Source organism: Paractinoplanes polyasparticus (genome assembly GCF_019710575.1).
In the GTDB taxonomy this organism is placed as follows: domain Bacteria; phylum Actinomycetota; class Actinomycetes; order Mycobacteriales; family Micromonosporaceae; genus Actinoplanes; species Actinoplanes polyasparticus.
Genome location: NZ_JAHWFK010000015.1, coordinates 24,343 through 41,041, shown reverse-complemented (window position 1 = coordinate 41,041; position 16,699 = coordinate 24,343). Strand labels below are relative to the sequence as shown.

At 71.5% G+C, this 16,699-nt stretch carries 13 protein-coding genes and 1 pseudogene; 7 read left to right on the top strand and 7 right to left on the bottom strand.

Annotated features, from left to right (window positions below; genetic code table 11):
• The first annotated feature begins 3 nt into the window (after nt 1-3).
• Genes KXC43_RS17715 through KXC43_RS17705 form a run of 3 tightly spaced genes read left to right on the top strand, consistent with a single transcriptional unit; the run spans nt 4 to nt 4,544 of the window.
• The gene (locus tag KXC43_RS17715; protein WP_221377173.1) at nt 4-1,005 is read left to right on the top strand and encodes an Acg family FMN-binding oxidoreductase; all 1,002 of its coding nucleotides are present in this window, start codon (nt 4-6) and stop codon (nt 1,003-1,005) included.
• A gap of 47 nt (nt 1,006-1,052) precedes the next feature.
• Nucleotides 1,053-3,686 (top strand): cation-translocating P-type ATPase, encoded by a 2,634-nt coding sequence (locus KXC43_RS17710; RefSeq protein ID WP_221377172.1) that lies wholly within the window; start codon nt 1,053-1,055, stop codon nt 3,684-3,686.
• A gap of 9 nt (nt 3,687-3,695) precedes the next feature.
• Entirely contained in the window at nt 3,696-4,544 is an 849-nt protein-coding gene (locus tag KXC43_RS17705; protein WP_221377171.1) for a universal stress protein, read from the top strand.
• Between the two features lie 132 nt (nt 4,545-4,676).
• On the opposite strand, the pseudogene KXC43_RS17700 reads toward KXC43_RS17705, so the two are convergent.
• Nucleotides 4,677-4,776, bottom strand: a pseudogene (locus KXC43_RS17700) (IS5/IS1182 family transposase); the annotation flags it as partial.
• A gap of 12 nt (nt 4,777-4,788) precedes the next feature.
• Nucleotides 4,789-5,304, bottom strand: a complete 516-nt coding sequence (locus tag KXC43_RS17695) for a monooxygenase family protein (RefSeq protein WP_221377170.1) — start codon at nt 5,302-5,304, stop codon at nt 4,789-4,791.
• 167 nt (nt 5,305-5,471) lie between these two features.
• On the opposite strand from KXC43_RS17695, the gene KXC43_RS17690 reads away from it, so the two are divergent.
• Nucleotides 5,472-6,119 (top strand): hypothetical protein, encoded by a 648-nt coding sequence (locus KXC43_RS17690; RefSeq protein ID WP_221377169.1) that lies wholly within the window; start codon nt 5,472-5,474, stop codon nt 6,117-6,119.
• Nucleotides 6,120-6,168: 49 nt separating this feature from the next.
• Here the strand turns inward: KXC43_RS17690 and KXC43_RS52735 are convergent, their stop codons facing one another.
• From KXC43_RS52735 to KXC43_RS17670, 4 genes are all read right to left on the bottom strand, one after another.
• Nucleotides 6,169-6,804, bottom strand: a complete 636-nt coding sequence (locus KXC43_RS52735; protein WP_221377168.1) for a response regulator transcription factor — start codon at nt 6,802-6,804, stop codon at nt 6,169-6,171.
• Entirely contained in the window at nt 6,804-8,804 is a 2,001-nt protein-coding gene (locus tag KXC43_RS52730; RefSeq protein WP_221377167.1) for a sensor histidine kinase, read from the bottom strand. Before KXC43_RS52730 ends, KXC43_RS52735 begins: the two co-directional genes overlap by 1 nt.
• A 179-nt stretch (nt 8,805-8,983) precedes the next feature.
• A complete protein-coding gene (locus KXC43_RS17675) occupies nt 8,984-10,249 on the bottom strand; it encodes a vanadium-dependent haloperoxidase (protein ID WP_221377166.1) in 1,266 nt (421 codons plus the stop codon).
• A 573-nt stretch (nt 10,250-10,822) separates the two neighbouring features.
• A complete protein-coding gene (locus KXC43_RS17670) occupies nt 10,823-11,377 on the bottom strand; it encodes a GNAT family N-acetyltransferase (RefSeq protein ID WP_221377165.1) in 555 nt (184 codons plus the stop codon).
• Between the two features lie 438 nt (nt 11,378-11,815).
• Between KXC43_RS17670 and KXC43_RS17665 the strand changes: the two genes are divergently transcribed.
• The 3 genes from KXC43_RS17665 to KXC43_RS17655 all read left to right on the top strand — a co-directional run bounded on the left by KXC43_RS17665 (nt 11,816) and on the right by KXC43_RS17655 (nt 15,257).
• Complete coding sequence (locus KXC43_RS17665) at nt 11,816-12,244, top strand: GNAT family N-acetyltransferase (RefSeq protein WP_221377164.1); 429 nt, start codon at nt 11,816-11,818, stop codon at nt 12,242-12,244.
• Nucleotides 12,245-12,397: 153 nt separating this feature from the next.
• Entirely contained in the window at nt 12,398-13,987 is a 1,590-nt protein-coding gene (locus tag KXC43_RS17660) for an acyl-CoA dehydrogenase family protein (RefSeq protein WP_221377163.1), read from the top strand.
• A 28-nt stretch (nt 13,988-14,015) separates the two neighbouring features.
• Nucleotides 14,016-15,257: an MFS transporter gene (locus KXC43_RS17655; RefSeq protein WP_308129130.1), complete on the top strand. Its 1,242-nt coding sequence runs from the start codon at nt 14,016-14,018 to the stop codon at nt 15,255-15,257.
• Here the strand turns inward: KXC43_RS17655 and KXC43_RS17650 are convergent.
• On the bottom strand, nt 15,223-16,692 hold the full coding sequence (locus KXC43_RS17650; protein ID WP_221377162.1) for an ATP-binding protein: 1,470 nt from the start codon (nt 16,690-16,692) through the stop codon (nt 15,223-15,225). The genes KXC43_RS17655 and KXC43_RS17650 overlap by 35 nt on opposite strands.
• Nucleotides 16,693-16,699 lie beyond the last annotated feature (7 nt).

The following is a 16,699-nucleotide window of genomic DNA, read 5'->3' as shown; positions in this document are numbered from 1 at the left end:
GCTATGAGCACCGAAGCGTCGATCCGGGCCGCTGACACCCGCGCCGAGGGCCGGGCATTGTCGACCGCCGCGACCACGGCCGGGCACGCCCCGTCGATCCACAACACCCAACCCTGGCGCTGGCGTCTCACCGGCAACGAACTCAGCCTCTACCTGGTTCACAGCCGCAGGGCCGAGGTCACCGACCCCGACTCCCGGCTCGCCGTCCTCAGCTGCGGGGCCGCACTGCACCACGCCCTGGTCAGTCTCGCCGCCGACGGCTGGCACACCATCCTCGAGCGCATGCCGGATCCCGAACACCCTCATCACCTCGCGCGGCTACGCCTCGACCACCGGATCCCGGTCACTTTCGAAGCGCGCCGCCACCGGCAGACCATCGGGCTGCGGCACACCGACCGCCGGCCCACCGCAAGCACCCCGACAGACGCCGAGCAGCTGAACGCGGTCGTCGAAGCCGCCGCATCCGCCGGCGCAGGCCTGCACATCCTGCGTCCCGACCAGGTCCTCGAGCTGGCCAGCGCCGCCGACCAGGCACAACGCGCCGACAATGCGGACGCCGCCTGGCAGGCGGAGGTCAACTACTGGACCGGCGGCACCCGGCCCTTGGGCAGCGGCATCCCGGACGCCGCCATCGGTGACCGGGCCACGCAGACGACCGTGCCGGGCCGCGACTTCGGCCACCACGGCGACCTGCCCGTCTCCGCAGCGCACGAGAACGCCGCGACGTTCGCGATCCTCTACGGACCCGAGGACGACGAGGCCGGCTGGCTCCGCGCCGGCGAGGCACTGTCGGCTGCCTGGCTCACCGCCACCGAGCTCGGCCTGTCGGTCCTGCCGCTCAGCGCCACCATTGAAGTCGCCATCACCCGGGAACGCATCCGACACCTGCTCTCCGGCCTCGGCCACCCGCACCTCGTCCTGCGGCTCACCACGGGCGATCCGGCCGGCACCGCCGCACCGCACACCCCACGGCTACCCGCGGAGCAGGTCATCGAACGGTTCTGACGCGAGGATGCGGAGCTCTCACCACGATCCAGCGAGGCAGGAACGACATGACCGTACCCAACCTTCAGGTCGCTGCGGATCCGTCGGGTGTCACCCGGCCACCCGGAGGGGACGACACGCGCCACGCCGCGCCGGGTGCGGGCGGCCTGTCGTCGGGTGACGCCGCGCAGCGGCTGGCCCGCGACGGCGGCAACGTGCTGCCGGCCCGCCGGCCGCCGCCGTTGTGGCGCCGTATCGTGTCGCAGCTGCGTGATCCGCTCGTGCTGGTGCTGCTGGCCGCAGCCGGCTTCACGCTGGCCACCGCGGACTTCACCGACGCGTCGGTCATCCTGTTCGTGATCGTCGTGAACACCACGGTCGGGGTGATCCAGGAGGTCAAAGCGGAACGGGCGATCTCCGCACTGTCCGCGCTGACCGCACCTGCCGCCCGGGTGGTGCGTGACGGCGCGCAGCGAGAAGTGCCCGCAGCGGAACTGGTCGTCGGTGATCTGCTTGTTCTCGCCGAAGGCGACATCGTGCCCGCCGACGGCCACGTCGTCGAGGCCAGCGCTCTGCTGATCGACGAAGCGGCACTGACGGGTGAGTCGGCGCCGGTCGACAAGGCCGCCGGCCCGGACGGGTCGACGGCGGACGTGTCCGCGGGAACGGTAGTCGTCCGCGGGCGCGGGCAGGCTCTCATCACCGCCACCGGCGCGGCCAGCGCCATGGGCCGCATCGCCGCGATGATGACGACCGCGCCCGCCATGACTCCCCTGCAGCGCCGCCTGGCCGGGGTGGGCCGGCTCCTCGCCGCCGCCGCCCTGGTGCTGTGCGCCGTCGTCCTGGCCCTCGGAGTGTTCCGAGGCCAGCCACTGCAACTGATGATCGTCACCGCGATCACCCTGGTCGTCGCGGCCGTCCCCGAGTCCCTGCCGGCTGTCGTCACGCTCAGCCTCGCGCTCGGCGCCCGCCGTATGACCGCCCGCAACGCCGTCATCCGGCGCCTGCCCGCGGTCGAGACGCTCGGCTCGGTCACCGTCCTGGCCACCGACAAGACCGGCACCCTCACCGAGGGCCGGATGGTCCTGCGACAGCTGTGGACCCCGACCGGAGAGGCCCTCGTCGAAGGGTCCGGCTACGCACCACACGGTGACATCCGACGCGACGGCACGGTCGTGGTCGACGGCGACGTGCCCGACCTGTCGCAGCTGCTCCGAGCGGCCGTGTTGTGCAACGACGGCTCCCTGCACCCGCCGGACGGCGACAACCCTGAGTGGTTGCCGATCGGTGACCCCACCGAGGTCGCCCTGCTCACCGCCGCCGCGAAACTCGGCATCGTCCGCGAGACCCTCCACACCCAGCTGCCCCGCATCGGCGAGGAATCGTTCGACAGCGTCCGCAAACGCATGTCGACCACCCACCAGCTCCCCGACGGCGGGACCCGGACTGTCTGCAAGGGCGCACCGGAAGCCGTTCTGCAACCGGCGGTCCTTGCCGATCCCGCCGAGCTGATCGACCGGGCAGCGGCCCGTGCCGACGGCCTCGCCGGCGCCGGCTACCGGGTCCTCGCGGTGGCCCAAGCCGACCACGCACCGTCCACCGATCCCGGTGCCCCGGAGCAGGGCCTGAGCCTGCTCGGTCTGGTCGCGATCCTCGACCCGCCCCGACCGTCGGCCGGCGCGACCATCGCCGCGTGCCAACGCGCGGGTATCACCCCGGTGCTGATCACCGGTGACCATCCGGCCACCGCCGGCGCGGTCGCCGTCGAACTCGGCATCATCGGTGCCGGTGACGATGTGGTCGACTGCCGTACCGCCGAACCCGGCCCCCGCGCCGGACAGGGCGCACGTGTCTTTGCCCGGGCCACCCCGCAGCAGAAGGTCGCCATCATCGACGCGCTCCGTGCTGCCGGGCAGGTCGTTGCGATGACCGGTGACGGCGTCAACGACGGGCCCGCCCTGCACCGCGCCGACATCGGCGTCGCCATGGGCAAACGCGGCACCGAAGTCGCCCGCCAGGCCGCCGACCTGGTACTGGCCGACGACGAACTTCGCACCGTCGTCGCCGCCGCCGAGGAAGGCCGCCGGGTCTACGCCAACATCCGCCGATTCCTGCTCTATGCCCTGTCCGGTGGCGCAGCGGAGATAGCCGTCATGCTCGCCGGACCGTTCGCCGGCCTCGCACTGCCGCTGCTGCCCGCGCAGATCCTCTGGATCAACCTGATCACCCACGGCCTGCCAGGACTCGCCCTGGGCAGCGAACCCGTCAACGCCGACGTCATGGACCGGCCACCGCGGCCGCCGTCCGAAACGATCCTCGGCGCCGGGCTGTGGCAACGCATCCTGCGCGTCGGCGCGGTCATCGCCGCGGTCACCATCGGCGTCGGCATCTGGGCGCACGCCACCGACCGCCCGTGGCAGACCCTGACCTTCCTCGCCCTCGGCGTCACCCAACTCGCCGTCGCGCTGGGCTCCCGGGCCCGGCCCGGCACCCGCGCCAACCCGATGCTGCTCGCCGCTGTCGGCGCCGCACTCGCCCTGCAACTCGCCGGCATCTACCTGCCACCCCTGCAGTCCCTGCTCGGCACCCAACCGCTGGCGATCACCGACCTGCTCATCGTCACCGCCGTCGCAAGCCTCGGCTACGCCGCGATCCGCCTCGACCGCCGCGTGCACACCGCCAAGCGACCCACACCCGCCTAGGAGACTTCCATGACCGGCCCACCCATCCTCGTCGGCGTCGACGGATCCGAACCCAGCCTCGCCGCCGTGGACCTGGCCATCCGCGAAGGCGCGCTACGCGAACGCACGGTCCGCATCGTCTACGGCGACTGCTGGGCCGACCACCCCGCCTGGGCGACCAACGACCCGGACGGTGACGTTGCCGCCGACCTGCTGTCCGAGCCGCAACAAGCCATCCGCGACGCCACCGACCGCGCAAGCGCCACCCAGGTCCCGATCACCACAGAGATCCTCGCCGGTGACCCCGCCGCTGTCCTCATCCGCGAATCCGCCCACGCCGACCTCCTCGTGCTGGGGCACCGCGGCCGTGGAGGCCTGCCCGAGTTGCTACTGGGCTCCGTCGCGATCAAAGTCGCCGCGCACGCCACCTGCCCCGTGCTGATCACCCGAGGTACCGCTCCAGCCACCGGCGACATCCTGGTCGGCGTGGACGGATCCACCGCCGACGACGCCGTGCTCGGCTTCGCCTTCCACGAGGCAGCGCTACGCGGAACCGAGCTGCGAGTACTGCATGCGGCAAACCGGTCACACCTCGGCAACCCCGAGTCGCTGCTTCAACACCACACGGCAACAGAAAGCGCCCCGGCCCAACTGCTGACCGACGCCGTGCTGAACTGGTCCCGCAAGTATCCGACGGTGACGACGCACCAGCACTCGACCACGGGTCGCCCCGCCGACGCCATCCTGCAGGCCGGCGCGAACGCCCAACTCGTCGTCCTCGGCGCCCGCGGACACGCAAAACTTGCGGGCAGACGCCTCGGGTCAGTAACTCACGCCGTTCTCCACCACGCCTCATGCCCCGTCGCCGTAGTCCAATAGTTCCCAGGCGCCACGACGATCCGTTAACAGCGTTCGACGGCCAGCAGCACACGATGCCCACTCCAGCCGTCACCTATCGCTGCGGCCGTCGTGTCCCTCCACCGGGTGAGCCCCACATCGGCTCCTCACCGTTTCGCCGCGGGCGCGGATCTTCGCGTGGCGCGTTGACGGCCTTCTGCCGGCGTGACAGGTTCGGCCGGAACCGGCGCCGTTCGAAGGGGGTCTTCATCGAGGATGACAGAATCTAATGCCCGGTCCCGGGAGCGTAGAGGTCGTCCTCGGTGACGACCGGGGCGACGTCGTCCTGCGGGCGGCCGACCCGCGCGGCCGAGCCGAACATCGCGCCACGGGCCGGGTGCACCGGGGCGAAGGCTGCGAAGCCGCGGCGCTGCGGGATGTCGTCGTAGACCGCCTCCATGCCGCCGCGCAGCAGGTAGGTCTCGTGCCAGAACCCGGTGCCGCCGCTGTCGCGCAGGAAGTCGCGCCACCACAGGCGGTGCGGCTCGGAGCGGGCCCAGGCCAGCAGCGTGGGTAGGTCCCGCCAGTACTGGCGGATGCCGAGGTGCATGGGGAACAACGACCACAGGAGCGGCTCGTGCGCGAGCAGCCCCTCCGGCTTGTCCGACGGGTCGATCCGCGGGCCGCGTGCCATCAGGGTGCGCAGGCCGTACAGCCGGTTGACGCGCATTCCCAGATAGACCACCACCAGGTCGGGATAGGACGACAGGTCGACGGTCTCTCGATTGACGCTGGTCAGCATCGCCGGATCTCCTTCCGGTCAGGGATCCTCCGATCGTAAGGCCGCGCACTGACCATTTACTTGATGCGCACCGCCTTCCATCAGTTCTCGCGTCGGCTGCCCCCGGGACATTCTTCCCGGCCGCTGCCCCAGGCGAGCCGGGACAAAGATCCGGTTGGGTCTGCGGCATGACCACAACGCTCACTGCCACCGAGACCTTCACCCGTCGCTTCTGGGTACGGATCGGCGCCGTCGGCCTTCTCGCCTGGCCGGTTACGCACTTCGCCGGCTTCGTCACCGGCCCGCCCGGGTCCGACCACGCCCCCGCCATCTTCCGTACGCACGCCACCCAGGTGCAGGTCAGCGGGGTCCTGCTGCACTGGAACGCGATCATCATCGTGCCGGTGATGCTGGCCCTCGCGTACCTCCTGCACGACCGGATGCCGCGCCTGGCCGCGATCGCCGGCCTGCTCGGCGCGCTCGGCGCGATCAACGGCTCGGGCCTGTTGATGGCCGACTTCTACGATCTCGCGCTGGCGCAGTCGCTGCCGGACGCGCAGGCCACCGCGATCACCGAACTCGCGTACGGGTATTCCGGCGTCACGTTCGGCTTCCTGCTGCCCGCGTTCCTGCTCCACCCCGCGCTGCTCGCGCTGGTGATCGGCCTGGTCAAGGCCGGCCGGGCCTGGTGGTGGCAGCCGGTGCTGCTCGTGATCGGCCTGGCGCTGCCCTTCCTGACCGCCGACCGTCCGATGCTCGTGCAGGCGAGCGGCGCGCTGTTCATCGGCGCGGCGTTGTACCCGCTCGGTCTGCGCATGCTGCGCCGTACGGCGTAACCGGGGGGATGGGCGGGTCACCGGGTGGCGGCTCGGTGACCCGCCCGCATCACAACCCCGCCTCGCGCGCCCGCATGATCGCCTGCGCGCGGTCGGCCACGCTGAGCTTCGTGAAGATGCTCGACACGACGTTGCGTACCGTCTTCTGACTCAACCCCAGCCGCTCGGCGATCTGAGGGTTCGTCAGGTGCTGAGCCACGAGACCGAGGATTTGCCGCTCCCGCTCGCTGAGCTCCGGGAACGCTGCCTGCCGACGGTCCAGCCCGGAGAAATACCCCATCAGCCGTACCGCGAGAGCCGCACCGAAGATCGCCTCGCCCGCCGCCACCGCCCGTACGGCGCGCAGCAGTTCGGCCTTGCGCGCGCCCTTGAGCACGTAGCCGCGCGCTCCCGCCCGCATCGCCGCGAACACCGAGTCGTCGTCATCGGCCATGCTCAGGATCAGCACCCGGATGTGCGGCATGGCCCGGATCAGCCGCTCGGTCGTGGCGATTCCCCCCATGCCCGGCATGGCCAGATCGAGGAGCACCACGTCCGGCTGCACGACGGGCGCCAGCGCGAGCGCCTGCTCCCCGGTCGCGGCCTCGTCGGCCACCTCGATGTCGTCGGTCGCCTCGAGCAGCGCCCGCAGCCCTTCCCGGAACGCCGCGTGGTCGTCCACGACGAGCGTACGGATGATCTCCACTAGCTTCCTTCCGGTGCGGTCGCCGGCAACTCCGCGCGGATCCGGGTGCCGGCCGTCCCGGTCTCGAAGGTCAACGAGCCACCGAGCTCATCGGCCCGCTCCCGCATGGACGTGAGGCCGACCCCCGGCCGTACGTCGTCCGGGCCGCGACCGTCGTCGCTGACCTCGACCACCAGGCGGTCCGCGACGACCGAGAGCCGTACCGAGGCCGTGGCCGCCCTCGCGTGACGGCACACGTTGGTGACTGCCTCAACCGCGATCCGGTACGCCGCGACCTCGGTGGCGGCCGGGAGAACGGGCAGCTCGTCAGGCGCGGAGAGGTGTACGGCGGGCGAGCCCGCGGGAAGCCCGGCCAGATGGGCGGCGAGGGCGCCGGTCAGGCCGAGACTGTCGAGGGCAGCGGGGCGCAGTCCGTCGACCAGCCGCCGTACGTCCGCGACCGCCGCCTCCGCGTCGTCCACGACCTTGGCGAGCAGGGTCTTGAGGGCGTCGGGGCGGGCGTCCTGAGCGGCCTCGGCCCGCATGGTGAGGGCCGCGAGCGTGGGGCCCAGCCCGTCGTGGAGGTCGCGCCGCAGCCGCCTGCGCTCCTCCTCGCGAGCCATGACGAGGCGTTCACGCGAGCGCTGCAGGTCGGCCGCGAGCCGCGCCGAGTGCACGGCGGCGCCCACCTGGCGGGCGAGGTCGGTCAGGACGGCTTCGTCGAACGGAGGCCGCGGCCAGATGCTGAGCGTGCCGACCGGGGCGCCCTGATAGGTGAGCGGGAGGTCGGCGGGAACGGCATCGGCGGGCAGGGCGCCCACGGTGGCCGGGTCGTCCGCCACCGTCACGGCGACATACGACGCCCTCAGCGTCTCGGCCACCGTCTCGGCGATCAGCGGCAGAACCGCGGCGGGCGCCACCGCGGCGTCCAGGCGCTGGCCCAGGCGAGCCAGCACCACGTACGGCTCCTCGCGCCGGCCGTGCATGAGGATCGTGATCCCCCGCTGGATGCGGTCGCGCAGCGGCGCGAACGCCACCGCCACGGCCGCCGCGGCCGGCGCCGACACGCTCAGGCTGGTGGAGCGGCCGAGCAGCGCGCCCAGGTAGCCCGCGATCAGCGCATAGCCGCCGAGCAGGCAGGCCGACAGGGTGCCGTAGAGCAGCGTCCGGGTGATGAGGACGTCGATGTCATAGAGCCGGTGCCGCAGCACAGCCACGGTCACCGCGGCCGGCAGCAGGCTCAGCGCGACCGCCCCGGCGGCCTCCCAGACCAGGCTGGCCCGAGGCCACACCGAGCCGGTGTCGGCATCGGCGAGCCCGGCGACGAGCCGAGCCACCACGACGACCGCGGCGACGGCCGAGGCCCAGGCCACCCACTTGATCTGGCGGCGCCGCACCTCGTCGGCGCGGCGGGCTCGCCACAGCACGGCGCCGCCGCCCACGACGAAGGCAAGCCCGGCCAGGACGGTGAAGGCGGCGCCCACGGCGTCCGCGGCGGGTGCAAGACCGGCCACTCCGAACGGGTTGTCGACCCCCGCGCCGTCCCGTACCTGCCCGGACGGCCCCGGCCGCAACGCACCGAGCACCACGGCGGTCAGGGCCACCGCGAACAGCGGTCCCAGCAACGCCCACCAGAGCTTCGCGCGCGGCAGAAGTCCGTCGGGGAACAGCAGCGGCACCAGGGCCATCCCCAGGTTCGCGGGGACCCACAGCCAGTTCTCCGGCCACCCCGCCAGCCGGGCCCCCGGTCCGCTCCCGGCGATCGCGTACTCCCCGAAGAACTCGAGCAGACCGAACGACGAGGCGCTGACCAGCAGCGCCCACCCGAGCGCATTCCCCGGCCGCGACCCGGCCACCAGCGCCCCGGCCACCGCGCACGTCCCCACGAACAGCAGGTGGCTCTTCGCGGCCCCGTACGCCGCCGCGCCGTTGTGCACGCCGAGCACGATCGCGCCCACCCCGCCGAGCAGGGTGACGGCGCACAGCACCCACGCAACCCACACCGCCCGCCGACCCGCCACCGGGTGACCATAACCGGCCGTTGTCCTGCGGCGACGGGACAAAGTCCCGCCCCTACCGGTCCGAGGGCAACCGGGTACGACGATTGGATACCGGACGGCGCGTGGGACGACCCGGGCATGACGATCTGACCCCACTCCCGGACGACACCACGGCCAGGATGTCGCCGGCCAGGAAGCGGTCAGCGGCGGCCGAACTCGTTGGCGAGAACCCCGCGCGTGACAGCCTCGCCGAGCCGGTCACCCTGCACAGCCGCGCCACGGTAGTGGACCCCAGCCCAGACCCGCGCCCCGATCAGCTCGGCCCGAGCCGAGGACAGGCTGTCGTAATGCCGGGTTGTGCCCGAGTCGGCACTGTAGGCGCTGAACGACAGATCGTCGCGGCCGAAGAACTCCCGCAGCGCGGTCATGATCGATGACGTGTAGCAGGCGTGCCCGGAGGGCCACTCCGGCGATGGCGCAGTGGCGCGGAGCGGCGTCCAGGCCGGATCGGCGGTGGTGCCCGGGTTACCGTCGATGTCCGCCAGCGGGATTGCCGTCACCGGACGCCAGAAGCTCCAGTGCCGCTTCTGCTGGTAGCAGGAGATCATCGTGTCGGCCGTGGACACGTCGACCATCGCCAGCATGCGCGCCGTCTGCAGCGGGCTCAGCCGGTGCTCCGCGGCCAGGCCACGCTTGATGTACCACTCCACCTGACGGTAGTCGTCCCACCACGTCGCCGCTTCGGTCTGGTCCTGCGTGCGGGTGGTGCTGGCGGCCGCGCCGAGCGACTTGACCTCGTTGAGCTGGCGCGCGTAGGCGGCGCTGGTCAGGGCCGGTGGTCCGGGCACGCGGTAGGCGGCGGTGTCAAGGACGAACGGCTTGAGGAAGGCGTACCAGGCGCCGGCCTGGACGAATCCCGGCGGGGTGAGGCGGTATGCCCCGGGGGCGGTGCCGACCGGCCAGGTCGCGTCGGAGAACGCGCCGTCGTCGCGGCGGGCCGCGATCATGGCCGCCGCCGCGGCCTCGCCGACCCTGATGCCATTGCGCTTCGCGCTGCCGTCGGGGACCGCGGCGAGCGCTTCGTCATGCTGCGCACGGAGCGCGTCGGCCTGAGCCGGGAGGAGCGAGAGGAGTACGCGGTGAGCCGCGGTCGCCACGGCCGCGGGAGTGGAATCGCCGCGGCGGGCAGGTGGAGCGACCAGATACGGCTCGTACGGGGTGCCGGCGATCGCGTTGACCGCGTCATACACGGCGCCCTGCACCATGGCGAAGCTGCGGACGCCCGCAGTGGGCGACTGGCGTGCGACCTCGTAGATGGCAGTCTGGGCGTGGACGTTCCAGACGAGCACGACGTTGGGCCGGGCAGGCGACTGTGCCGGAGCCGCGGCGGGCGTCAGGACGGTCGACGCGAGCGCGGCCACGGCCGCCGCGCCGAGCAGTCTGCTGAGGCGAACACGATGTGCCATGGAATCCCCCGGTGGCTGATCGGTGCCGGTTCACACAACGGGGCCCAGCATCCGACTTCATCGATGCCCGAGGCAACGTTCTGACGGAAACCCGGCTGTGCCAATCCGGCCGGCGGACCACGGCAGCCTGCCATCACCGGCATTCCCGTCGTCCATTGTCGAGGGTTGGAGAACTGGCACGGTGTTCGGCCGGGACCTGCAGCGCTCACGAGTCGCAAGCTGCAGAGACCTCCCCCGGTTGGCCACTCGAAATATGGCCAGGAGTAAATCAAAGGTTCCGTGAGTGCTCGACGGGTGCCCAAGGACGAGCACTCTCGAAATTGCTCCGGCTGACGGTGGGCAGAACACATGACGGCGATGCGCCAATGACGCTGGCGGCCGGGGAGCGACCGCATGGCGTCCGGGCGGTTCAGTGTCCTGACACCACCGGTCCCGCGAGACCCGTGCCCGGACGGGGTTCCGCCGACCGTCCGCGCTTTCGCTGGAGGGGCCGAAGAACAGGTGGTTTTTTGGCTGTCGCAATGCCGGTGGTGGAAGGCCGGCTAGGAACACTCTCGTAGCCGCTGAGCGTGGTCATGACCGTAGGTCGTCAGGGATCAGCGAGTAGATGGTCAGGTCCAGGCGGCCGGCGTGGACGATGCCGGCGTTGCGGGCGGTGCCCTCGTAGGTGAAGCCGGCCTTCTCGGCGACCCTGGTCGATGCCTGGTTGCCCGTAGCTATGCGCAGGACGACTCGTTCGAATGCCGCCTCGGTGAGCACCCAGCGGGACAGTGCCACGGTCGCCTCGCTCATCACGCCCTGGCCGCGGAAAGTCGGTGCCGCCCAGTAGCCGATCTCGGTTTCCCGATGACGCCAATCAGTGCGCTTCAGATCGATCACACCGGCGAGGGCGCCGTCCCAGTCGATGGCCCGGATCAGCCCGCGACCGCCCGTCCGCACGGCCGGCGCCTGTTCGCGCACCCAGGACATCGCATCCTCGCGGGAGTACGGATCCGGCAGCGGGAGCCAGCGCTGGGTCAGCGGATCGGATACGGCCGCCACGATGGCATCGACATCCTCGTCGAGCAGCGCTCGCAGCACGAGTCGCCGAGTCCGCAGCACCACATCGGGGAACACCTGATCGCTCACCGCACGATCATCGTCCCCGATCGGCGGGGACGACGCGGCAGGGGTGACGGAGGAAGTCAGAATTGGCTTCCGCTATCACGATTTGCTTGCCGCGAGCCTATTGGGCCATGGCGACCCGACAAGGTCGCCGCACACCGGACATGCGGCCGCGACGCGCGCGCCGGGCTACCGGACTCGAACCGGCTCATGCCTTGCGGCAACACGACTGAACGTGACGCACCCTTCCCATGTGCCTTTGCCCGACGCGCGGGAGGAAGGTAACCCATGCGGCGACCGGAGGGCGAGGCCTTTTGAGTGAGATCCTCATCTGCCGCCGAGCGCGCGCGGCGGCCAGCGGTGACCCGTCCCGAGATTTCACGCAGGTCGAGGTCCGCCCGACGCTCGGCCCCTGCCGACGAGCACACGCCCCGCCCGAACCGCTCGTGGCATTCTCGGCTGATGATCGGCTCTCTGACGAAACAGGATGTCGACGCGTGCGCTGCACTCTACGTCGAGACGTTCAACGCGCCGCCATGGAACGAATGTTGGCGTGTTGAGGACGCGAGTCAGCGCCTGGCGGACTTTCTCGCGACGCCGCGTGCATACGGTGTCCTCTTGAGCGCCGCCGACGGCGCCTTGCTGGGCTTTGCTGTTGGGCATCTGGAGCGCTCGGAAGGCGAGGACCACTTCCTGTTGCAAGAGATGTGTGTACGGCCTGCTTGGCAGCGGCAGGGACATGGCACCGCGCTGCTCGAGGGCCTGGCAGCCCGGATGCCCGACGTACGTCGTTGGTACCTGTTGACCGCTCGAGACAGTGAGGCGTCACGGTTTTACAGCAAGAACGGCTTCAGGTTGGCGGGACGTATGTCGGTCTTCGTGCGTCCTTGACCGGACACCGCCGCGTCTACTCTGCAGGCCGCAGCCGCCGCCGTATCTTCACCGGAGGTCATGGCGTCGAGTGCCGCGATCTTGAAACAACCGGGCGGGCGTACCGGGGCCGGGACCTGGTGCCGGGAAGTTACCCGGCGGTAGATTGGCCGGATGACGCATGAGGTCTTCAACCAGGCGCCGCCGCTGGTGGACTGTGACGTCGCGGCTGACGCTGGGTTGCTGGGGGCGGTCGAGCGCGAAGGCGCGGCCTGGGCGGTCGGCGACCTGCACCGGCTGGGGAAGCTGGCGGGGACGGCTGAGGCGCAGCGGTGGGCGGAGGAGGCCAATCGGTACGAGCCGCGGCTGCTCACGCACGACCGGTACGGGCATCGCGTCGACGAGGTCGAGTTCCACCCGTCGTGGCACCGGCTCATGGAAGTCGCCGTCGGGGAAGGGCTGGCCGGGGCGCCCTGGGCCGACGCCCGCGAAGGGGCGCACGTCGCCCGGGCCGCGGGGCTCTACGTCTGGTCGCAGGTGGAAGCGGGTCACTCGTGCCCGGTCTCGATGACGTACGCCGTCGTCCCGGCGCTGCGGCACGCGCCCGAGCTGGCCGCCGCCTACGAGCCGCTGCTCACGGCCAGGACGTACGACTTCGGGTTGCGGACGCCGACGGCGAAAAATGGCCTGCTGGCCGGCATGGGGATGACCGAGAAGCAGGGGGGCTCGGACGTCCGGGCCAACACCACCCGCGCCACGGAGGCGGGTGACGGCACGTGGCGGCTGCGCGGGCACAAGTGGTTCACCAGCGCGCCCATGTGCGACCTCTTCCTGGTGCTTGCCCAGGCTCCCCGAGGGCTGTCGTGTTTCCTCGTGCCCCGTGTCCTGCCCGACGGCACCAGGAACACGTTCCGCATTCAGCGCCTCAAGGACAAGCTGGGCAACCGCAGCAACGCCAGCAGCGAGCCCGAGTTCGACGACACGGTGGCCTGGCTGGTCGGCGCGGAGGGTCAGGGCGTCCGCACGATCATCGAGATGGTCGCGATGACCCGGCTCGACTGCGTGACAGGATCGGCGTCGGGCATGCGGGCCGCGCTCAACCAGGCCGTTCACCACACGCGGCACCGGTCCGCGTTCGGCGGGTTGCTGGCCGACAAGCCCGTGATGCGCAACGTGCTGGCCGATCTGGCGCTCGAGAGCGAGGCCGCCACTTTGCTGGCGATGCGGCTGGCCGGCGCGGTCGACCGTGGTGAGCAGGCGTTCCAGCGGCTGGCGGTGGCGGCCGGCAAGTTCTGGGTGTGCAAGCGGCAGCCCGCCGTGGTCGGCGAGGCGCTCGAGTGCCTGGGCGGCAACGGTTACGTCGAGGACTCGGGCCTGCCGCGCCTCTACCGGGACGCGCCGCTCAACTCGATCTGGGAGGGCTCGGGCAACGTCCAGGCCCTCGACATCCTGCGTACGCTGCACCGCGAGCCCGACAGCCTCGAGGCCTTCCTGGCTGAGGTCGCCCCGGCCGCTCAGGCCGACCGCCGGCTGGCCGAAGCAGTCAGCGGGCTGAAGGACACACCGGACGAACAGGGCGCCCGCCGCACGGCCGAGCGGATGGCGCTCGTCCTTCAGGCCTCGCTGATGGTCCGGTACGCCCCGGCGGCCGTGGCCGACGCGTTCTGCGCGAGCCGCCTGGCCGGCGAGTGGGGGCACACCTTCGGCACCCTGCCCGCGAGCGCCGACACTGCCGCGATCGTGGAGCGCGCCGCACCCGCGTAGCAATCGGCGATGCCGGTAGGGTGCCCGGGTGGCGCTCGGCTCCGACTTCCGCCGGCTGTGGTCGGCGTACGCGATCAGTGAATTCGGCACGGGCGTCGGCTTCGGCGCGTTGCCGCTGGTCGCGGTGCTCGTCCTCGACGCTCCCGAGTTTCAGGTGTCGCTCCTGGCCGCGCTGGGCGGGCTGGCCGCGGCCGCGCTCGCGTTGCCCGCCGGCCCGTGGATCGAGTTCCGCCGTAAACGCCCCGTGATGATCGCGGCCGACCTGGTCCGCTTCGGGGCGATCGTCAGCATCCCGGTGGCGATGCTGGCCGGCGTGCTGACCTACGCGCAGCTCTGCGTGGTCGCCGTCGTGCAGGCCATCGGCACGATCATCTTCGCGACGGCCAGCGGCGCCCACCTCAAGGCCCTCGTCGGCGCGGACGACCGCGACCTGGCCAACGGCCGTTTCGAGGCGACCTTCTGGACGGCGTACAGCGCCGGCCCGGCCCTCGGCGGCGCCCTGACGTCGGCGCTGGGTGTCGCCTGGACGATCACGGTCGACGCCCTGAGCTTCCTGCTCTCCGCCGTGGGCGTGCGCTCCCTGCGTACGCCCGAGCCGCCCCCACCCGTACGCCACCCGACCGCCTCCAAGCTCAAGGAGATCACCGCCGGCTGGCGCTACATCGCCGCCCACCGCGGGCTGCGGGCGCTGTTCATCAACGCCCAGCTGTTCGCCGGCGCCATGATGGCCGCCTCTCCCCTGCTCACCGTGCTGATGCTGCGCGACCTGGGCTTCACGCCGTGGCAGTACGGCCTGGCCTGGGGCATCGCCTGCCTCGGCGGCGTGCTGGGCGCGCTGACCATCGGCCGCCTCACCACACGCTTCGGCCGCCGGCGCGTGCTGCTGGTCTCCGGCGTGGGCCGCGCCCTGTGGCTGTGGGCGCTGGCGTTCCTGCCGGCCGGCGTGGCCGGCATCATCCTGGTGATCGTGGTCGAGTTCCTGGCCCTGTTCGGCTCGGGCGTGTTCAACCCGGCGTTCGCCACCTACCGCATGACCGAGACCGAGGACGGCTACCTTTCCCGGGTGATCGCCTGCTGGGCCATCACGTCCCGCACGGTGCAGCCGGTCTGCATCGCCCTCGGCGGCCTGCTGGCCGCGGTCACCAGCGTCCGCACGGCCCTGCTGATCTGCGGCCTCGGCGTCCTGGCCAGCTCGGCGCTGCTGCCCTGGCGCAGTTCCCGCCACCTGGACACGCCTAGCGCGGCCCTGTCGGCTCCGTCAGCTCCCTGACGCTGGCCAGCAGTTCGTCGGTGGTGATGGGGGCGACCCGGCCACCCGAGCGCGCGTCCTGCATGGCCTTGGAGAGCTGGACCCGGCGCAGGATCTCCTTGATGTCGGCGCCGGTCATGCCGTGGCTGGCGGCGGCCAGGGCGGTCAGGTCGAGGTCGTCGGTGAACATCTGGAAGCCCGGGGCCTCATGGGCGGCGATCAGTCCGTGGATCATCTTGCGGAAGATCTCGGCCCGGGAGGCCTCGTCGGGCTTGGGGACGCTGATCTTGACGTCGAAGCGGCCGGAGCGGATCAGGGAGTCGTCGACGCGGTGCGGGAAGTTGGTCGTGGCGACCACGATGACGTTGGGGTTGGCCTCGATGAGGTCGTTCATCTCCTGCTTGAAGATGCCGGCCACCGCGTTGATGGCCTGGCTGGCCGCGTCGCCGCCGGAGCCGGCGTAGCTGATGATCGAGTCGAACTCGTCGAACAGCATGAGGGTGGGCACCCGGTAGCGGCGGGCGTCGCGGAAGATCTGCTTGATGTTGCGTTCCGAGCCGCCGAGCCACTTGTCGAGGATCTCAGGGGTGCGGATCTCGCGGAAGTCGGCGCCGATCTCGTTGGCCAGCGCCCGCGACAGCATGGTCTTGCCGGTGCCGGGCGGCCCGTACATGAGAAGGCCCTGCGGGCGGCGGGCGCCCCACCGGGCCATCGCCTCGGGGTGGCGGAACGACACCGCGATCTCGCGCAGCTCGGCGACCACCTCGGCCAGCCCGCCCACCATGTCGAGCGTGACGGTCTGCGTCGTGGCCGGCACCTTGGACACCGCCTCGCGACTCACCGAGTACCGCCGGCCGGCCAGCGACTCGGGCCCAGCCAGCTCGATGACGGCCTGCAGCGTCAGCCCCACGAAGGCCTGCAGGTGGGCCGGGGTGACTTCGTCGCGCGGCACCTCGGCGTGCAGCCGCACCACCGTGCCGGTCGGGTCGTAGGTCAGTTCGGCCTGCAGCCCGACCACGGCGTCGGCCAGGGTGCCCGGCTCGCGCTGGGCGACCGGCGCGTTCGGGCGGTCAAGACCGAGTTTCTTGTACGCCGCCGCGGCCGCCGCCCCGATGTTGTCGACGATCCGGGTGGCGATCGGGTCGCCGGCTTCGATGCGCTTGGCCAGCAGCAGCCCGACCGGGTCGGTGCCGAGCACCAGCTTGCGGATGCGTTCCTTGGAGAGCGGCTCCTCCGCGGTGCTGATCGCCGCCGCGAACGTGTGCACCGGGCCGTCCGGGCGGTCGGCGCTCGCCACGGTCAGGTCAACGCGCTGCACCGGTGACGGCCAATCCGCCCGGCGCAGCAGTTCGACCGGGTTGACCCTGGCCGCGGCCAGCACGGTCGGCGCGTCGATCAGCTCGACGGTCGCCCCGGCGTACTCGAAGGTCTCACCTCGTGGCCGCGTTCCGGACATTTGTTCC